Genomic DNA, 16437 nt, shown 5'->3' on the forward strand with positions numbered 1-16437 from the left:
CTGGTCTCTCCTCAGGCGGCGTTGCGCGCGATCGCAGCGTCCACCTCGGCGCGAGTCGGCGCCTGGCCGCTCAGCTTCTCGACGATGGCTTCAGCGGTCTCGGCGGCCAGGCTGCGCACATTGGCCATGGCCTTCTCGCGGCCGGCCTGAATGCCGGCCTCGGCGACGGCCAGCCGTTCGTGCAGCTTGGCTTCCTCGGCGGCGTTGCGGGTGTCAGCCTCAGCCTTGGCCGCGGCCTTGGCGTCGGCGGCGGTCTTCTGCGCGCGTCCCCGGGCCTGGGCGAGTTCCGCAGCGGCCTCGGCCGACTGGCGCTCGGCCTCATCGCGGGCGGCGCGGGCGTCGGCGAGGTCACCCTCGATCTTCGCCGCCCGGGCCTCGATGGCCCCGCCCACCCGGGGCAGGAACAGCTTGGACAGGATGACGTAGAGAATGGCGAAAACGATGAGCAGCCAGAAGATCTGGCCCGGCCAGTAGCCGAACTCGAACTGGGGCAGGCCCGACGTACCGTGTTCGGCCGCTTCCGTGCTCTCGTGCAGATCGTGGCTCAGGGTGGTCGGTGGGGTCTCGACGATCGCCCCGCCCGGCTCAAGCTCTGTTGTGGTCTGGGCCATTCAAGGCGCTCCGTTGAGTCTGCTCAGGTCCATGCGGCTGTAGGGGCCCTCCGCAGGGCGGGCCATGCGAAAGGCGGGCCGTTCTCCAGCCCGCCCCCCAACGCACGGATAGTCTCGCCTTAGGCGGCGAACAGGATCAGCAGCGCGACCACGAAGGCGAAGATGCCGAGGGCTTCGGTCAGGGCCATGCCCAGGAAGAGCATCGGACGCTCGCCGGCCGAGGCCGACGGGTTGCGCAGGGCGCCGTTGAGGTATTGGCCGAACATGGTGCCGAGGCCGATACCGGCGCCGATCATGCCCAACATCGCCAGGCCAGCGCCGACGTATTTAGCAGCAAGGGGATCCATCGAGAGTGCTCCGTGTAAGCGATGGGGTCGGGAAACGGGGGTGAGCAGTCGGTCGTGATCAGTGGCTATGCAGGTTCACGACGTCGTTCAGATAGACGCAGGCCAGCACGGCGAAGACGAACGCCTGCAGGAACGCGACCATGAACTCAAGGGCGGTGATGGCTACGGTGCCGGTCAGGGTGACCAGGGCGCCGACGATCCCCAGCGCGCCCAGCGCGCCCAGGGAGACCACGAAGCCGCCGAAGACCTTCAGGACGACGTGGCCGCCGACCATGTTGCCAAACAGTCGAAGGGCCAGGGTCACCGGACGAACCAGGAAGGAGATGACCTCAATCACCACCACCAGGGGCAGGACGAAGAAGGGCACGCCTGAGGGGACGAACAGCTTGAAGAAGCCCAGGCCGTTGCGGGCGAAGCCCACGGCGATGACCACGGCGATCACCAGGACGCCCAGGGTGGCGGTCACCGCCAGCTGCGAGGTCGAGGTGAAGAAATAGGGGACCATGCCCAGGAGGTTCATGGCCAGGATGAAGGCGAACAGGGTGAAGACGAAGGGGAAGTAGCGCTTGCCCTCGTGGCCGATGATCGAGTCGGTCAGATTGTGGATCAGCTCATAGAGCATCTCGCCAACCGACTGCAGTCGGCCCGGCACCACGGCGGCCTTGGCCGAGGCGGCGGCGAAAAACAGGGTGACGCTGGCCGCGGCGATGATCATCCACAGGGCCGAATTGGTGATCGAAAGATCGAAGCCCGCAACAGCAGGAAGCTCGAGAACCTGCTGGATCTCGAACTGGTGCATCGGATCGGCCACGCCTCAGTCCCTCTTATTCTGGCCAGGCCCCGCGGGCCAGCCGTCGTCGTCTGCGTCTTCGTCGTCGAAGGGGACCGAGGAAACCGGTCCGGCCTTCGCCGCCGCCTGCGCGCTCATGCGTCCCGCAGAGCGCGAGATCAAGAACATCGCCAGGGCGGTACCCACTAGCACGCCCAGGAGCAAGCCCCACGGCGAGGTTCCAGCCCATTGATCGAAGAGCCAGCCAAGGCCGAGCCCCCCAAGAACACCCCCGATCAGCTCCGCCACCAGCTTGTAGCCAGAGCCGATCGCGCCCGTATCGAACTTCCCCTTCCGCTCGCGCGCCGCGCGCTGGACATCGACGGCGTCCAGTTGAGCATCGAGGCGTTTCAGCGCCTCTTCGTGCGGATCGGTCGGTTGCGACATGAGCGGATGGCGCCTTCCGGGGGCGTGGGCGGCCTGCCGGCGCCCCTGGTTCGATCGCGGCGGAACCTAAAGGGGCGAGGGTACAGCGTCAAGGCGCTGACGCCTGTGTCTAATTGTTTGATTTGTATTGGCTATCGGCCTAGTCCGTCGATTCGGCCCCTGTCGGGCCTATTCCGCGGCCAGGGCCTCGGCCTGGCGAAGGTCCACCGAGACCAGCTGGGAGACCCCCCGCTCGGCCATGGTCACCCCAAACAGCCGGTCCATGCGGGCCATGGTCACCGGATTGTGGGTGATGGTGATGAACCGGGTCTCGGTGCGGCTGCGCATCTCGTCGAGCATATTGCAGAACCGGTCCACATTGGCGTCGTCCAGGGGGGCGTCCACCTCGTCCAGCACGCAGATGGGCGCCGGATTGGCCAGGAAGACAGCGAAGATCAGGGCCGCGGCCGTCAGGGCCTGCTCGCCGCCGCTCATCAGGCTCATGGTCGCCATGCGCTTGCCCGGTGGGCAGGCGAAGATCTCCAGGCCGGCCTCAAGGGGGTCGTCGGACTCCACCAGGCGCAGCTCGGCCTGCCCGCCTTCGAACAGGGTTTGAAACAGGGTCTTGAAGTGGCCGTTGATCACCTCGAAGGCGGCGGTCAGCCGCTCCCGGCCTTCGCTGTTCAGTTCGTCGATGCCCTGCCGCAGCCGGGCGATGGCGCCGGTCAGATCGGCGCGCTCGGTCTGCATGGTCTCCAGGCGCGTGGCGCTCTCGCGGGCCTCGTCTTCGGCGCGCAGATTGACGGCGCCGATAGACTCCCGTTGCCGCTCCAGGGCCACGAGGTGGGCCTCCATGCCGCCGGCGTCGGCGGGAATGGCGACCGCCTCATCGGCCAGCAGGCGGGCCAGTTCCGCGGGCTCCACCTGGGCGGTGTCCCGGATCTGCTCGGTGATCTCGGCCAGCCGCTGCGCCGCGGCCTCCCGATGGGCGTCCAGGGCGGCGCGGGCTTCGCGCGCCTGGGCGGCGGCGGCTTCAGCGGCGCGCAGGGCCCGCTCGGTGGTCGATCGCGCCGTCTCGGCGCCCAGCATGGCGTCGCGAGCCTGAGCCCGTCGGGTCTCGGCCGCGGCGAAGGCGTCCAGCAGGGCGATGCGGCGGGACTCCAGGGCCTTGGGGGCCTCCCGGGCGGCGTCCAGGGCCTGCAGGCTGCGGGTCCGCTCGGCCTCCAGGCTCTCCAGCCGCCGGGCGGCGGTGTCGGCCCGCCGCGCCCAGTCGTCGCGTTCGCGGACCAGGGTGGCCAGGCGCCGGGAGCGCCCCTCCCGTTCGCGGGTCTCGACATCCAGCGCCGAGCGGGCGGCCGCGGCGGCTTCCCGGGCAGGGCCAGCGGCGGTGCGGGCCGTGGCCAGCGCCTGGGCCAGGTCGCCATTCGCGCTCGCGCCTCCCAGCTCGGCGAGGACGGCGGCGTGGTGGCTTTCGGCCTCGGCCAATTCGGCCTCGAACCGGCCGATCATGTCATCCAGGGACTGGGCCTGAGCCTCCCGTCGGGCGGAGTCCCGCTCCAGCCGCTCCAGCGCCGCGCGGGCCTGTCCCAGGCGGTGTTCGCAGGCCGGCGGCTCCCGCCGCGCCGCCCTCTGGGCGAGTTCGGCCTCCGCCTGCATGCGCTGTGCGGCCGCCAGGGTCGCCTGGGCGCCCTGGGCGGCGGGGGTCAGCGCCTCGATCTCCGCCTCGACCTCGGCCAGCCGCGTCTTCTGCTCCAGCCGCACCGCGGCGGGCTTCTTGGCCTCGGCCCGGGCGGTGAAGCCGTCCCAGCGCCAGAGATCGCCTTCGCGGGAGACCAGCCGGCAGCCGGGGGCGATCAGCTTGGCCAGAGCCTCGCCGGCGTCCCGGGACACCAGCGCGACAAAGGCGAGCCGCGCGGCCAGCTGCGGCGGCGCCTTGATGTGGTCGCTCAGGGGCGTGGCGCCAGCCGGCCAGATGGGCGCCTCGGCCTCCCCGCCGCCCCAATAGGCCGGCGCCTTGGCGTCGAGGGCGGCCTCAAGGTCATCGCCGAGGGCCGCGGCCAGGGCCATTTCATAGCCCCGCTCAGGCGCGACGGCGTCCAGGGCCGGGGCGAAGCCGCCCCGCAACTGGGGGGCGACGATCTGGGCCAGCGCCCGGGCCTCGGCGGTGAGGCGGGCGATAACCTCGTCTTGCTTTCGTGCGGCCTCGCGGGCCTCGGCCTCGGCGGCGGCCGCCCGGCTCTGGGCCTCCTCGGCGGCCTCGAGTTGCGCTCGCGCGGCGCTTAGGGCGGCGAGGTCGGCGTCGAACCGGGCCTTGGCCTCTATGATGGCGGGATCCTGCGCCGGCCCGATGGCGGCCCGCTCGGCGCGGGTCTGATCAAGGGTGCGGCGGGTCCGGGCGACCCGCGTCTCGGCTTCGCTGATCCGGGCGGCGGCTGCGCGGCTTTGAGCCTCCTGGGCGGCCAGGGCGGCGGCCAGGCGCTCGACCTCGGCGTCGGCGGCCGCCCGCACGGCCTCGGCCTCGCTGAGGGCGGCCTGAAGCTCGGGCTGGCGTTCGGGCGCCTGGGCCACGGCGGCCTCCAGGGCCTCGACGTCTTCGACCAGGCGGGCGAGGGCGGCCTGAGCGTCCTCGACCATCTGGCTTTCGCGACCCCGGTCAGCGTCGATGCGGTTGATCTCCGCCTCGCCGCGGGTCACTTCGGCGGCCAGGGCCTCGTCTTCCCGTTCGATGCGGTCCTTGTCGATGGCGAGCTTGCCCAGCACGGCGGCGGCCACCGCTTCGGCCTCACGCAGGGGGGCGAGCGCCGCCTCGGCGATGGCGGCGTCTGTCGTGGCGGCGGCGGCGGCGCGAGCGGCCGCCTCCACGGCGCGACCTGCTTCGCCAGCCTCCCTGTGCAACCGCTCCGCAGCCAGGCGCGCCTCAGTCCAGCGGGCGTGGAGCAGGGCCGATTGCAGGGTGCGGATCTCGGCGGACAGGCGCTTGTAGCGCTCGGCCTGCCGGGCTTCCCGGCGCAGGCGGTTGAGCCCGCCTTCCAGTTCCTGGGCCACGTCGTCCAGGCGGGCGAGGTTGGTCTCGGCCGCCCGCAGCCGCAGCTCGGCCTCATGGCGGCGTGAATGCAGGCCTGAGACGCCGGCCGCCTCCTCGAGGATCAGCCGCCGGTTCTGCGGCTTGGCGGCGATCAGCTCGGAAATCTGTCCCTGGCGCACCAGGGCGGGGGAGTTGGAACCGGTGGAGGCGTCGGCGAACAGCAGCTGGACGTCCCGGGCGCGGACCTCCTTGCCATTGATGCGGTAGGTGGAGCCCGAGCCCCGGTCGATCCGGCGCACCACCTCGAGAACCGGATGGTCGTTGTAGGCGGCCGGCGCGCGTCGGTCGGCATTGTCGATGGTCAGGGTGACGTCGGCATGGTTGCGGGACGGACGCTTGCCCGACCCCGCAAAGATGACGTCGTCCATGCCGCCGGCCCGCATGGCCTTGGCGGAATTGGCGCCCATGACCCAGCGCAGGGCTTCCAGCAGGTTCGACTTGCCGCAGCCGTTCGGCCCGACAATTCCCGTCAGCCCCGGCTCGATCCGGAACTCGGTCGGATCGACGAAGGACTTGAAGCCGGTGAGCCGAAGCCGCTGGAAGCGCACGGGCGCCTAGGTCCCCCTCAGGCCTATTTCTGGGCTGCAGCCACGGCGGCGTCGATCTCGGCCATGCTCATCGCGCCTTCCTTGGCCACCTTGCCATTGATCGTGAAGGTGGGGGTCGAGGTGATACGCGCTTCGCGCTGCGTCTTGTCGATCCGCGCGTTCAGGGCGCGCAGGCCCTCTTCGCTCGAAATGCAGGACTGGAACTGCTCTTCGCTGAGCCCAGCCGAGCGCGCCACTCTCAGCAGGGTCCCGCGGATGTCGCCGGAGGTGAACATCTCCTGCTGGCTGTGGAAGATCGAGTCGATCACGCCGAAGTACTTGTCGTCGCCCGCGCAGCGCGCCAGCAGGAAGCCCGCCGCGGCCACCTCGTTCGGCGGCGTCAGGAATTCCTTGAGGGTGTAGTGGACTGTGCCGGTGTCGATGTACTTGGCCTTCAACTCCGGAAAGACCTCGTTGTTGAAGGTGGCGCAGTGCACGCAGCTCAGGGAGGCGTACTCCACCATCTTCACCGGCGCATTGGGGTCGCCCAGGCTCATGTCGCCATCGGCGGCGGCGGAGGACTGGCCCGAGCAGGCGCCCAGGAAGAGGGTCGCAGCGGCGACGGCCATCATTAGGCGGCGGCTGAGGTTCGGCATGGTGGTCGGCCCTTTGTGCATGAAGGTCGAGATTGTGAAGTAAAACGCGATTCCCAGGGTAAGGCCCATGGCGCCTTTGGACGGCAAGAACGGCCGCAGACCAACAATGTCAACGTCGCTGGGCGTTCCGCATCACGCCGCGCCCCAGGGCCAGCAAGGCGGACTTGAGGGGCCCCTCGGCGGCGCCGGCAAGGCTCTGGCTCAGCTCGGCCTCCTGAGCGGCGTCCAGGGGGGCTTGCCGTTTGCGGGGCGCCTGGGCTGTGCTGGCCGGCGCGGGCCTCAAGGGGCCCTGGACGATGCGCAGGCGCTCCACCGCGCCGGAGCCCAGAAACAGATTCACCCGGGACAGGATCTCCGGCGCCTGGTGCTGGACGAGGGCCGCTGAGGGCCCGGCCACCCGGATCTCAAGGGCGGCGCCGGCGCCATTGCGACCCTTGACCAATTTCACAGGTTCGGTGCGCCGGGCGATCTGCTCGCCGACGATCTCGCGCCAGCGGGCCTGCAGGGCGCCGGGGCCCTGGCCAAAGCGGGCGTCGAGCTCGCGGATCAGCTTGGACAGGCCGCGCCCCGCCGGCGGCGGCGGTCGCGGCGCCGGGCGCGTGCGACGGCTGGCCAGGATCTGACGGGTCTCTTCCAGGTCGGGCAGGGAGCGGGGGGCCATGTCGGCGCTACGATACACCCGGATACGCCCGTCGCGGAGTCCCCCTGCACAAGGCCGGCAAGAGGCCTTAAGTCTCTGGCGGTGAGCCCTGAACAGATCCGCCTCAACCTGTTGTCCTGGTACGACGCCCATGCCCGCGACCTGCCCTGGCGCACGGGCCCCGCGGCCGGGCAGGACGGGTTGCGTTCCGATCCCTACCGGGTCTGGCTGTCGGAGGTGATGCTGCAGCAGACCACCGTGCCGCACGCCGCCCCCTACTTCCTGAAGTTCACCGCCCGCTGGCCCACTGTGTCTGACCTGGCCGCCGCGCCGGACCATGAGGTCATGGCCGCCTGGGCCGGCCTTGGCTACTACGCCCGCGCCCGCAACCTGCTGGCCTGCGCCCGGGCGGTGGCCGATCAGCATGGGGGCGTCTTTCCCGACACCGAGGCGGCCCTGCGCGCCCTGCCGGGGCTCGGCCCCTATACGGCCGCGGCGGTGGCGGCGATCGCCTTTGACGAGGCGACCAATGTGGTCGACGGCAATGTGGAGCGAGTAATGGCGCGGCTGTTCGCCGTGGAGACGCCCCTGCCGGCCGCCAAGCCGGAGCTCAAGAGCCTGGCCGCCGCCCTGGTCCGAGGTGAGCGCCCCGGCGACTGGGCTCAGGCGCTGATGGACCTGGGGGCCACGGTCTGTCGGCCGAAGTCGCCGCTGTGCGACCGCTGTCCTCTGACGAGCGCCTGTGCGGGCCTCGCGACGGGCGCGCCTGAGACCTATCCGCGCAAGACCGCCAAGGCGGCCCGGCCCCATCGCCACGGGGTGGCCTATATCCTGACCCGTGGAGACGAGGTGGCCCTGGTGCGCCGCCCGCCCAAGGGCCTGCTCGGCGGTATGCTGGCCCTGCCGACCAGCGACTGGCGGGACGCCCGGTGGTCAGAGGCCGAGGCGAGGACTGCAGCCCCTGTGTCAGCCGACTGGCGGGGCGCTGGCGAGGTGGAGCATGTCTTCACCCACTTCTCACTGACCCTGCGGCTGCTGCGGGCCGAGGGCGAGGCCGACGGCGTGATCTGGAGCGCCCGGCGCGACCTCGACGCCCTGCCGAGCGTTTTCCTGAAGGCTGCGCGCGCGGGGCTGTCGAACCTGCTTTAAGCCGCGACCGCCGGGATTTCCTTGCGCATCTTGATCCGCAGGACGTCGATGGGGGCGAGGCCCGCGTCGGTCTTGAAGTGCCAGTAGGTCCAGCCGTTGCAGGCTGGGGCCGACTGCACCATCGCCCCGACCTTGTGGATCGAGCCGGTCATCTCGCCGACCGCCAGGCTGCCGTCGGCGCGGACCCGGGCCGCCCGCTCACCCTTGGGGCAATAGAGGACGTCACCAGGCCGCAGCAGGCCGGCCTCAACGATCTGGCCGAAGGGCACCCGGGGCTCGGAGCGCTTGGAGCCGGTCACCTGAACGTCTTCGGGCGAAACGGGAAGCACCTTGGAGATACGGGTCTTGGCGACGGCGATGTACTCGTCTTCCTTCTCCAGGCCGATGAAGCGCCGGCCCAGGCGCTTGGCGGCCGCGCCGGTGGTGCCCGAGCCGAAGAAGGGGTCGAGGATGACGTCGCCGGGCCTGGTCGAGGCCAGGATCAGGCGGTGCAGCAAGGCTTCGGGCTTCTGGGTCGGATGGGCCTTGGCGCCGGTGGCGTCCTTGATCCGCTCCTCCCCAGTGCACAGGGGAAAGGTCCAGTCCGAGCGCATCTGCAGTTCGTCATTGGCCATCTTCATGGCGTCATAGTTGAAGGTGTAGCGCCGCCCGCCCCGGGACTTGGCCGCCCAGATCAGGGTTTCATGGGCGTTGGTGAAGCGGGTGCCCTTGAAGTTCGGCATCGGGTTGGTCTTGCGCCAGACCACGTCGTTCAGGATCCAGAAGCCCAGGTCCTGCAGGGTCACACCGACCCGGAAGATGTTGTGGTAGCTGCCGATGACCCAAAGGGCGCCGTCGTCCTTCAGGACGCGGCGGCATTCCGCCATCCAGGCCTTGGTGAAGGCGTCATAGGCCGCGAAGCTCTCGAACTGATCCCAGTCGTCGTCCACCGCGTCGACCTTGGAATTGTCCGGCCGCAGCAAGTCGCCGCCCAGCTGCAGATTGTAGGGCGGGTCGGCGAACACCAGGTCCACAGACCCCGTCGGGAGCTTCTTCAGCTCCTCGATGCAATCGCCCTGGATGATGGTCTCGGCGGGAAAGCTCATGGACGCCCCTCAGATCTACAGAAGGGAATCTTCCCCTATCGTGGTGAAGGGGCCGTTTCGAAACGTAGTGAACGAGGGGTTAAGTCAAGAACGACCTAGGCTGTCGCCAGGGCTTCCAGCTGGGCCAGGGTGCGGGCCAGCTCGCTCTGCCGGCGGAGCCCGAGCTTGTCGAAGATGGCCCGGAGCTGGTTGCGGACCGTGTTGACGGAGATGTCGAGGTCGCGCCCGGCCTCGGCGAGGGTCAGGCCAGCCTGGAGCGTGAGAGCCAGCCGGGTCTCCGCCGGCGTCAGTCCAAAACTGCTCATCAGGGCGCCGGCCACCGCTTCAGTGCGGGCGAGCGGGGGCAGGACCAGGGCGTAGCAGTCGCCGCCGCCTGACAGGAGGGCGAAGAAGGGTCCGCCCGCGTCGGCCTCGAACCGGATGATGACCTCGCCCAGGCGGTCCTGGCGCAGGCGCTGCCGGGCGGCGGCCAGGGCCTCGGCGCAGGCGACGTCCCGGAAGGCCAGCCGATCACCCTCAATCACACCCAGCATGGCGTTGAACTGGGCCGCACCGGCGGGGTTTCCGCCCAGAACCCGATCGCCGCCATCGACCACCAGCACCGCGCCGCTGGACTGGGTCAGCGGCGGTGCGAGCGCCCAGGCGGTCGAGACGGGGATGTGAGGCCAGGTGTTCAGGGTCTGGTGCGTCATGATGGCCGAGGATGCGGCCGGTCACGCTGGCCAGGAATCCCCGGTTGGGGGGTCAGGTAAGGCCCGCCACAACCTCGGCCACGATCTCGGGGTGGGAGGCGTGGATCAGCCGGCCAGCCTCCGGAATTCGGATCACCCGGTGGCCGGGCAGGGCCTCGTCCCACACCTCGTCGCCTTCGCCTGGCAGATAGAGGACATCCTGCTCGCCCAGCAGCCGCGTCCAGGCCCGACCGTCCGCCATGGGAGGCGGGCGCCAGCCGACATAGGCGCTCTGTTCCTGGATGAAGCCCCACGGCGTGGCCAGGGCGGCCAGGCGCGCAGACGCCACATAGTCGGCCAGGATCCTTTGGTCCTCCAGAGCAGCGAGGTCAGACGGGCTGGCCTTCACCGCCTCGCGCACAATACCGGCCATTGACCTCGGACTGGCGCGCCGCACTAGGAAGGCGGCGATCGACTCGATCAGGTGTGGCTGGGCGGCGATCATCCGCTTGGCCATGTTCATCAACCCGTCCCACCGGGTGTCGACCTCATAGGGCCGAAAGGGATTGAGCAGGACGCCGCCCGCGAACAGTTGGGGATGGGCCTCGGCGAAGATCAGGGCGGCGGCTTCGCCCCCTCGGCAGAGGAGGCGGACCCGCTTCAGTTTCAGCGCCTCGGCGGCCAGGGCCATGTCGGCGGCGGCCCGTTCGGCCGCGCTCTCGCTGCCGGTCGGTGGTGGATCGGTGAGGCCAAAACCCGGCCGCTCGATGGCGATAGGCCGAAGGCCCCGGCGCTGCAGGGCCTTGATCAGGCCCCGGTCGATGAGGCTGCCGGTCAGCGCGCTATGCATGAGGAAGGTTGGCGCGCCGCTGGCCGGTCCGTAGTCCGACAGGGCGATCCGGCCGCCCCCTTCGGGCCGGCTCAGTAGACGAAGGGGCCGCAACTCGTCAGCCTGGGCCGCATGGGCCAGATTGTCGGCGCCCGCCAAGGCGAGGAGGATCGAGGCCTGGACGGCCACCTCGCTCAAGGCGCCGGCTGTGCGCACCCCAAGGGTTTCGAACAGGCGCTTGAGCTCGGCCTTCACCACATGCTCGCTGACCCGCAGGGTGGCGGCGATCTCAGGCCGCGTCAGGCCCATGGCCACCAGTCGGCACACCGCCGCCTGGCGAAGGGGCAGACCAAGAGCCGGGGCGAAGAGACCGACCTCCGCCAGATCAAACTCTCCGACTCCGGCGGCCATGTGCAGGCGGCGGACCAGATCGGCCTGCCGGCGCGCGCCGGCCTTGCGCAGGGCCGCGGCGATTGCTTCCCGGGCGGTCTCATAGGCGACGCCAGCCGTCCGGGCGGCGACCTTAAGGTTGTCGTTCGCGAGAAGGGCGGAAACCACCCGGGTCTCCAGGGAGGTCAGCCGCCACCCCTCACAAGCCCGCCCGACCAGGTTGGGGTGGGCGAAGGGGCGATAGGTCAGGGCGACAAACCGGGCTTCGCCCGCCACAGCGGCTATCGTCGGTGACAGGGGCCAGCCCCGGGCGGCCAGGGGCGAAGCGATCAGCATCACCGCCACCGAGCCGTCCTCGCATGGCTGGACGAGGAGCCGATAGGCCCCTGGGGCCGGGGCGGCGTCCAGCTGCAGATCGAGTCCGAAGGCGTCTGTGAAGGCGGGGTCGGCGATGATCAGACGGCCGGAGCTGGAAAAGGCGGCGCTGGCCAGGGCCTGGGCGGGCACGGACAGGGGCGCCCCCGTCGCTGGCGCATCCTGAGACACGCGGGCGATCGAGGCCAGGAGGCGCTCAGCCCCCAGCCCGCCGGTTGCGGTCCCCGCCGCCAGCTTACGCTTCTCTCCTGGCTGCATGACCGCGGCCAAGCCCCTGTTCACACCAACACGTCCTGGTTGTCATTCGCCGGGGGCGGAGGGCGCAGGTCAAGCGCCATCGGTCGGTGAACCCGAGTCGCCAATCAGCCTTGCGGGGGGGCGGCGTCGAACTCGGCGAGGTTCCCCGTGATCTTCTCGCCGCGCAGCACCTTTTGCACCGGCGCCCAGGTGGTGCGGTGAATCTCGCAGGGGCCAAGCCGTTCCAGGGCGTTGATATGGATCGGCGCGCCATAGCCCTTGTGGCCGGCGAAGCCGTAGCCGGGATAGCGCTCGTCCATCTCGACCATCAGCCGGTCCCGGGCGACCTTGGCCAGGATCGAAGCCGCGGCGATGGACAGGGACTTGCCGTCGCCGCCGACCACCGTCTTGACCGGGCAGGGGAGCTTGAAGGGATAGTTGCCGTCTACCAGGGCGAAGACCGGCGTCACCTCCAGCGCCTCGATGGCCCGGCACATGGCCAGGCCCGCGGCGTGCAGGATGTTGAGCTCGCCGATCTCCCCCACCGAGGCGAAGCCCACGCCCCAGGCGATGGCGCAGGCCTTGATCTCGATCTCCAGGCCGGCGCGGGCCTTGGCGGTCAGCTTTTTGGAATCGTTCAGGCCGGCCGGAATGCGCGCCGGATCGAGGATCACGGCCCCGGCGCTGACTGGCCCCGCCCAGGGCCCGCGGCCCGCCTCGTCCACGCCGCACACCGGCGAGGGACAGGCGGTTTCCAGCAGCAGGTCGGGGACGACAAGAAGGGGGGCGGGCTTGCGGGCCATCAGGCGCTCATAGCCGCAACGTCGTCGTGACGGAAGCAGCAGGTGAGGTGGTCGTTGACCATGCCCACGGCCTGCATGAAGGCGTAGACGATCACCGGACCGACGAACTTGTAGCCCTGCGCCTTCAGCGCCTTGGACACCTCCACGGCCAGGGGCGTCTGGGCGGGAACCTGGCCGATCTCGCTCCACTGGTTCTGGATCGGCTTGCCGTCGGTGAAGGCCCAGAGGAAGGACGACAGGTCCTGGCCCTTCTCGCGCATGTCCAGATAGATCCGCGCACTGTTGATCGCCGCGTCGATCTTGGCGTTGGAGCGCACGATGCCAGCGTCCGCCATCAGCCGGGCGCGGTCGGTCTCGCCGAAGCGGGCGACGATCTCGGGATCAAAGCCGCCAAAGGCTTCGCGGAAAGCCTCACGCTTGCGCAGGATGGTGATCCAGGAAAGGCCGGCCTGGAAGCCGTCGAGCACCAGCTTCTCCCACAGCGCCTGGGGGTCGTACTCGGGCACGCCCCAGTCGGTGTCGTGATAGGCCTCGTACAGGGGATCGCCCGCCATGCCGCGCCAACCGCATCGAATCAGGTCGCTGCTCATGCCAGCGAGTCTTGCGACCCAGGCCGCTTCGGGCAAGCGCCCCTAGAAAGGGGCGGCCATTCGCGCATCGAACCAGTCCGGCCGAACCACCCGCGCGGGTTGGCCGTCCACGCTCAGGTCGGCGCCTGCGATTCGGTCGAGGCGCAGGGAGGCCATGGCCAGGCCGTCGGCGCCGCTCAGCACAACGCCGGCCCTCAGCTCGCCGGCCAGGATTTCGGCGCCGGGCGGCGGCGTCTCGCCGTCGAAGGCGATGGGCAGGAAGCGCGTCTTCACCGTCCCGCGGCGCTTCATGCGCGAGGTGGTCTCCTGGCCGACAAAACAGCCCTTCTTGAAGTCGATCCCGTCCAGCAGGTCGAAATTGGCCTCGATGGGATAGGTCTGCTCTACCCCCCAGTCCGCCGGTCCCGGCACGCCGAGCGACCGGGAGAAGGCGGCGTAGTCAGCTTCACCACCTTCGATCAGTCCCTGCGGGGCCGGAAGACCATAGCCCCGCCAGCCCAGGTCCGGCAGGCGCGGATCGGCCAGCCAGCCTTCACCTGGCGCAGGCCCCCCGCCGAACAGAACGGTCACCGGTGCCTCCTCTGCGGCGATCGTCACCTTGGCCCGCAGGCGGTAGATCATCAGCCGCTGCAGGATGGCGTCGCGGTGCTCGGCGGCCACGTCCAGCCAGCAGCCGTCCTCGCGGCCGACCACGAACAGGTCGTAGAGCACCTTGCCCTGCGGGGTGAGCAGGGCCCCGAAGCGGATCTCGCCCACGGCCAGAGTTTCGACATTCTGGCTGATCAGATTGTGCAGGAAGTCCCGCCAATCTGGCCCCCCCAGGGCGATCAGGCTTCGGGAGTCGAGGCGGGCGTAATGCAGAGTCTGGACCATGGTGTCGCACTTAGGATCGCGGCGGCTCGCGCGCCAGCCAGACCCACTCTATAACCGGCAGATGACGCAAGGGTCCTTCCCCATACTATTCATCACGGCGACCCGGATCGGGGACGCCGTGCTGTCGTCAGGCCTTCTGGCCAAGCTTCGCGAAGAAATTCCCCACGCCCGCTTCACCATCGTCGCGGGTCCCGCCGCTGCGCCCCTGTTCGCCGATACGCCCAGCCTGGACGAACTGATCGTTCTTCAGAAGTCCCCCCATGGCGGCCATTGGCTGTCCCTATGGCGCCAGGTGCGCCGCCGTCGCTGGGGCCTGGTGGTCGACCTGCGCGGCTCAGCCATGGCCAGCTTCGTGCGCACCAAGCGCCGGGCGATCTTCAGGCGCCAGCCGGGCTTGCCGCTTCACAAGGTGGTGGAGGCCGCTCGCCTGCTGAAGCTGGAGGAGGAGCCGCCGGCCCCGCATCTGTTTACCAGCCCCGAGACCGAGGCCGCCGCGGCGGCCCTGACCCGCGGCGAAGGGCCGATCCTGGCGCTGGCCCCGGCCGCCAACTGGGTCGGCAAGACCTGGCCCCTGGAGCGCTTCGCCCAATTGGCGATCCGGCTGCTGGGGGAGGGGGGCGCCTTGCAGGGCGCGCGGCTGATGGTGCTCGGTTCATCCGATGACACCGGCGTCGTCGCCTCCCTGCGCCACGTGGTTCCCAAGGCGCGGTTCATCGACCTCGTGGGCAAGGTTGATCTGCTGACCAGCTATGCGGCGCTCAAACACGCACGGCTGTTCGTGGGCAATGATTCGGGCTTGATGCACATGGCCGCCGCCGCCGGCGCGCCGACGCTCGGCCTGTTTGGCCCCTCGGATGATACGCAATATGGGCCGTGGGGCCCGCACACCCGCGTGGTCCGCGGGGTCCGTGATTTCGAGCAAATCCGCCTGCAGGATCCAGGTCTCAATCAGAGCTTCTGTCACATGATGGACCTCAGCGTCGACACCGTGGCGAAGGCGGCTTACGACCTCTTGGCGCAGACGGAGAAGAGCCATGGCTGAGACCTATGACCTGATCGTCCATGGGGGCGAGATCGTCAATCATGACGGCCGTGGGGCCGCCGACATCGGCGTGCGGGGCGGCAAGATCGTCGCCATCGGCGATCTGTCCCAGGCCTCGGCCGGCGAGCGTTTCGACGCCACGGGGCTGACTGTCCTGCCGGGCGTCATCGACACCCAGGTCCACTTCCGCGAGCCCGGACTGGAGTGGAAGGAAGACCTGGAGACCGGCTCCCGCGGGGCGGTGCTCGGGGGCGTGGTCGCCGTCTTCGAGATGCCCAACACCGAGCCCACCACCACCGACCCCGACGCGCTGGCCGACAAGCTGGCCAGGGCCAAGGGGCGCATGCACTGCGACCACGCCTTTTATGTGGGCGGCACCCATGAGAACGCGACCTTCCTGGGAGAGCTGGAGCGTCTGCCCGGCTGCTGCGGGATCAAGGTGTTCATGGGCGCGTCGACCGGCACCTTGCTGGTGCAGGACGATGAGGGCGTGGAACAGGTCCTGCGCCATGTGAACCGCCGGGCGGCCTTTCACTCCGAGGACGAGTACCGCCTGGCCGATCGCCGGGACCTGGCCCGAACCGGCGACTGGACCAGCCACCCCGAGGTGCGCGACGCCCAGGCCGCCATCCAGTCCACCGAACGGCTGCTGCGCATCGCCCGCAAGCTCGGCAAGCGTATCCACGTCCTGCACGTGACCACGGCTGAAGAGGTGGAGATCCTGGCCCGTCACAAGGACGTCGCCAGCGTTGAGATGACCCCCCAGCACCTGACCCTGGAAGGTCCCGAGGCCTATGAGCGGCTGAAGGGCTTCGCCCAGATGAACCCGCCGATCCGGGACGCCCGCCACCGAGCAGGCCTCTGGCGGGGTCTGGCGGCTGGCGTCACCGACGTTATCGGCTCCGACCATGCGCCCCACACTCGGGAGGAGAAGGCCAGGCCCTATCCCGCCTCGCCCTCGGGCATGCCCGGCGTCCAGACCCTGGTCCCCATCATGCTGACCCATGTGGCCGAGGGGCGGCTGTCCCTTGAGCGGTTCGTGGACCTGACCAGCCATGGCGCCAACCGGCTGTTTGGCCTGGCCGACAAGGGTCGGCTGGCGGAGGGCTATGACGCCGACCTGACCATCGTCGATCTGAAGGCTCGCCGCACCATCACCCACGCCGCCCAGGCCAACCGCGCCGGCTGGACCCCGTTTGACGGCATGGAGGCCAAGGGCTGGCCCGTGGCGACGATCATCCGCGGCCGGGTCGTGATGCGTGACGACGAGGTGGTGGCCGAGGGGACTGGGGAGCCGGTGCGCTTCGCTGAGACGTTGTCGGGCTAGGGGGC

General features: G+C 69.9%; 16 protein-coding genes. 3 read left to right on the forward strand and 13 right to left on the reverse strand.

Annotated features, from left to right (window positions below):
* Window positions 1–11: 11 nt before the first annotated feature.
* The 7 genes from Q8K84_RS12305 to Q8K84_RS12335 form a co-directional block, all read right to left on the reverse strand.
* Window positions 12–611: a hypothetical protein gene (locus Q8K84_RS12305; RefSeq protein ID WP_305282949.1), complete on the reverse strand. Its 600-nt coding sequence runs from the start codon at window positions 609–611 to the stop codon at window positions 12–14.
* A gap of 119 nt (window positions 612–730) precedes the next feature.
* Window positions 731–958, reverse strand: a complete 228-nt coding sequence (locus Q8K84_RS12310) for a F0F1 ATP synthase subunit C (RefSeq protein ID WP_300579263.1) — start codon at window positions 956–958, stop codon at window positions 731–733.
* 58 nt (window positions 959–1016) lie between these two features.
* Window positions 1017–1769 (reverse strand): F0F1 ATP synthase subunit A, encoded by a 753-nt coding sequence (locus tag Q8K84_RS12315; protein ID WP_305282950.1) that lies wholly within the window; start codon window positions 1767–1769, stop codon window positions 1017–1019.
* Window positions 1770–1772: 3 nt separating this feature from the next.
* Window positions 1773–2174 carry an AtpZ/AtpI family protein gene (locus tag Q8K84_RS12320; protein WP_305282951.1) on the reverse strand — a complete coding sequence of 134 codons (402 nt, stop codon included), beginning with the start codon at window positions 2172–2174 and terminating at the stop codon, window positions 1773–1775.
* A 168-nt stretch (window positions 2175–2342) separates the two neighbouring features.
* The gene (smc, locus tag Q8K84_RS12325) at window positions 2343–5786 is read right to left on the reverse strand and encodes a chromosome segregation protein SMC (protein ID WP_305282952.1); all 3444 of its coding nucleotides are present in this window, start codon (window positions 5784–5786) and stop codon (window positions 2343–2345) included.
* Window positions 5787–5809: 23 nt separating this feature from the next.
* Complete coding sequence (locus Q8K84_RS12330; protein WP_305282953.1) at window positions 5810–6490, reverse strand: DsbA family protein; 681 nt, start codon at window positions 6488–6490, stop codon at window positions 5810–5812.
* A 40-nt stretch (window positions 6491–6530) separates the two neighbouring features.
* On the reverse strand, window positions 6531–7082 hold the full coding sequence (locus tag Q8K84_RS12335) for a DUF721 domain-containing protein (protein WP_305282954.1): 552 nt from the start codon (window positions 7080–7082) through the stop codon (window positions 6531–6533).
* Window positions 7083–7163: 81 nt separating this feature from the next.
* Here Q8K84_RS12335 and mutY point away from each other — a divergent pair, with 81 nt between their 5' ends.
* Window positions 7164–8210, forward strand: a complete 1047-nt coding sequence (gene mutY, locus Q8K84_RS12340) for an A/G-specific adenine glycosylase (protein ID WP_305282955.1) — start codon at window positions 7164–7166, stop codon at window positions 8208–8210.
* On the opposite strand, the gene Q8K84_RS12345 is transcribed toward mutY, so the two are convergent.
* The 6 genes from Q8K84_RS12345 to Q8K84_RS12370 form a co-directional block, all read right to left on the reverse strand.
* Window positions 8207–9295 (reverse strand): site-specific DNA-methyltransferase, encoded by a 1089-nt coding sequence (locus tag Q8K84_RS12345; protein ID WP_305282956.1) that lies wholly within the window; start codon window positions 9293–9295, stop codon window positions 8207–8209. The genes mutY and Q8K84_RS12345 overlap by 4 nt on opposite strands.
* A 95-nt stretch (window positions 9296–9390) precedes the next feature.
* Window positions 9391–9987, reverse strand: a complete 597-nt coding sequence (locus tag Q8K84_RS12350; protein WP_305282957.1) for a helix-turn-helix transcriptional regulator — start codon at window positions 9985–9987, stop codon at window positions 9391–9393.
* 52 nt (window positions 9988–10039) lie between these two features.
* Window positions 10040–11842 (reverse strand): alpha/beta fold hydrolase, encoded by a 1803-nt coding sequence (locus tag Q8K84_RS12355; RefSeq protein WP_305282958.1) that lies wholly within the window; start codon window positions 11840–11842, stop codon window positions 10040–10042.
* A gap of 80 nt (window positions 11843–11922) precedes the next feature.
* Window positions 11923–12600, reverse strand: coding sequence for a ribonuclease HII (locus tag Q8K84_RS12360; protein ID WP_305282959.1), 678 nt, complete (start codon window positions 12598–12600; stop codon window positions 11923–11925).
* The gene (locus Q8K84_RS12365; protein WP_305282961.1) at window positions 12600–13190 is read right to left on the reverse strand and encodes a DNA-3-methyladenine glycosylase I; all 591 of its coding nucleotides are present in this window, start codon (window positions 13188–13190) and stop codon (window positions 12600–12602) included. Before Q8K84_RS12365 ends, Q8K84_RS12360 begins: the two co-directional genes overlap by 1 nt.
* 42 nt (window positions 13191–13232) lie before the next feature.
* The gene (locus Q8K84_RS12370; protein ID WP_305282962.1) at window positions 13233–14063 is read right to left on the reverse strand and encodes a folate-binding protein YgfZ; all 831 of its coding nucleotides are present in this window, start codon (window positions 14061–14063) and stop codon (window positions 13233–13235) included.
* Between the two features lie 61 nt (window positions 14064–14124).
* On the opposite strand from Q8K84_RS12370, the gene Q8K84_RS12375 reads away from it, so the two are divergent.
* Both Q8K84_RS12375 and Q8K84_RS12380 read left to right on the forward strand, forming a co-directional pair.
* Window positions 14125–15105: a glycosyltransferase family 9 protein gene (locus Q8K84_RS12375; RefSeq protein WP_305282963.1), complete on the forward strand. Its 981-nt coding sequence runs from the start codon at window positions 14125–14127 to the stop codon at window positions 15103–15105.
* On the forward strand, window positions 15098–16432 hold the full coding sequence (locus Q8K84_RS12380) for a dihydroorotase (protein ID WP_305282964.1): 1335 nt from the start codon (window positions 15098–15100) through the stop codon (window positions 16430–16432). Before Q8K84_RS12375 ends, Q8K84_RS12380 begins: the two co-directional genes overlap by 8 nt.
* Window positions 16433–16437 lie beyond the last annotated feature (5 nt).

This window comes from Phenylobacterium sp. (genome assembly GCF_030679875.1).
Classification (GTDB): domain Bacteria; phylum Pseudomonadota; class Alphaproteobacteria; order Caulobacterales; family Caulobacteraceae; genus Phenylobacterium.

What these genes read in the sequence shown, in the direction of transcription:
- Q8K84_RS12370 (WP_305282962.1), bottom strand. Translation starts at nt 14,063, where the DNA reads ATGGTCCAGACTCTGCATTACGCCCGCCTCGACTCCCGAAGCCTGATC.
- Q8K84_RS12320 (WP_305282951.1), bottom strand. Translation starts at nt 2,174, where the DNA reads ATGTCGCAACCGACCGATCCGCACGAAGAGGCGCTGAAACGCCTCGAT.
- Q8K84_RS12360 (WP_305282959.1), bottom strand. Translation starts at nt 12,600, where the DNA reads ATGGCCCGCAAGCCCGCCCCCCTTCTTGTCGTCCCCGACCTGCTGCTG.
- Q8K84_RS12350 (WP_305282957.1), bottom strand. Translation starts at nt 9,987, where the DNA reads ATGACGCACCAGACCCTGAACACCTGGCCTCACATCCCCGTCTCGACC.
- Q8K84_RS12365 (WP_305282961.1), bottom strand. Translation starts at nt 13,190, where the DNA reads ATGAGCAGCGACCTGATTCGATGCGGTTGGCGCGGCATGGCGGGCGAT.
- Q8K84_RS12335 (WP_305282954.1), bottom strand. Translation starts at nt 7,082, where the DNA reads ATGGCCCCCCGCTCCCTGCCCGACCTGGAAGAGACCCGTCAGATCCTG.
- Q8K84_RS12345 (WP_305282956.1), bottom strand. Translation starts at nt 9,295, where the DNA reads ATGAGCTTTCCCGCCGAGACCATCATCCAGGGCGATTGCATCGAGGAG.
- Q8K84_RS12305 (WP_305282949.1), bottom strand. Translation starts at nt 611, where the DNA reads ATGGCCCAGACCACAACAGAGCTTGAGCCGGGCGGGGCGATCGTCGAG.
- Q8K84_RS12330 (WP_305282953.1), bottom strand. Translation starts at nt 6,490, where the DNA reads ATGGGCCTTACCCTGGGAATCGCGTTTTACTTCACAATCTCGACCTTC.
- Q8K84_RS12310 (WP_300579263.1), bottom strand. Translation starts at nt 958, where the DNA reads ATGGATCCCCTTGCTGCTAAATACGTCGGCGCTGGCCTGGCGATGTTG.
- Q8K84_RS12375 (WP_305282963.1), top strand. Translation starts at nt 14,125, where the DNA reads ATGACGCAAGGGTCCTTCCCCATACTATTCATCACGGCGACCCGGATC.
- Q8K84_RS12380 (WP_305282964.1), top strand. Translation starts at nt 15,098, where the DNA reads ATGGCTGAGACCTATGACCTGATCGTCCATGGGGGCGAGATCGTCAAT.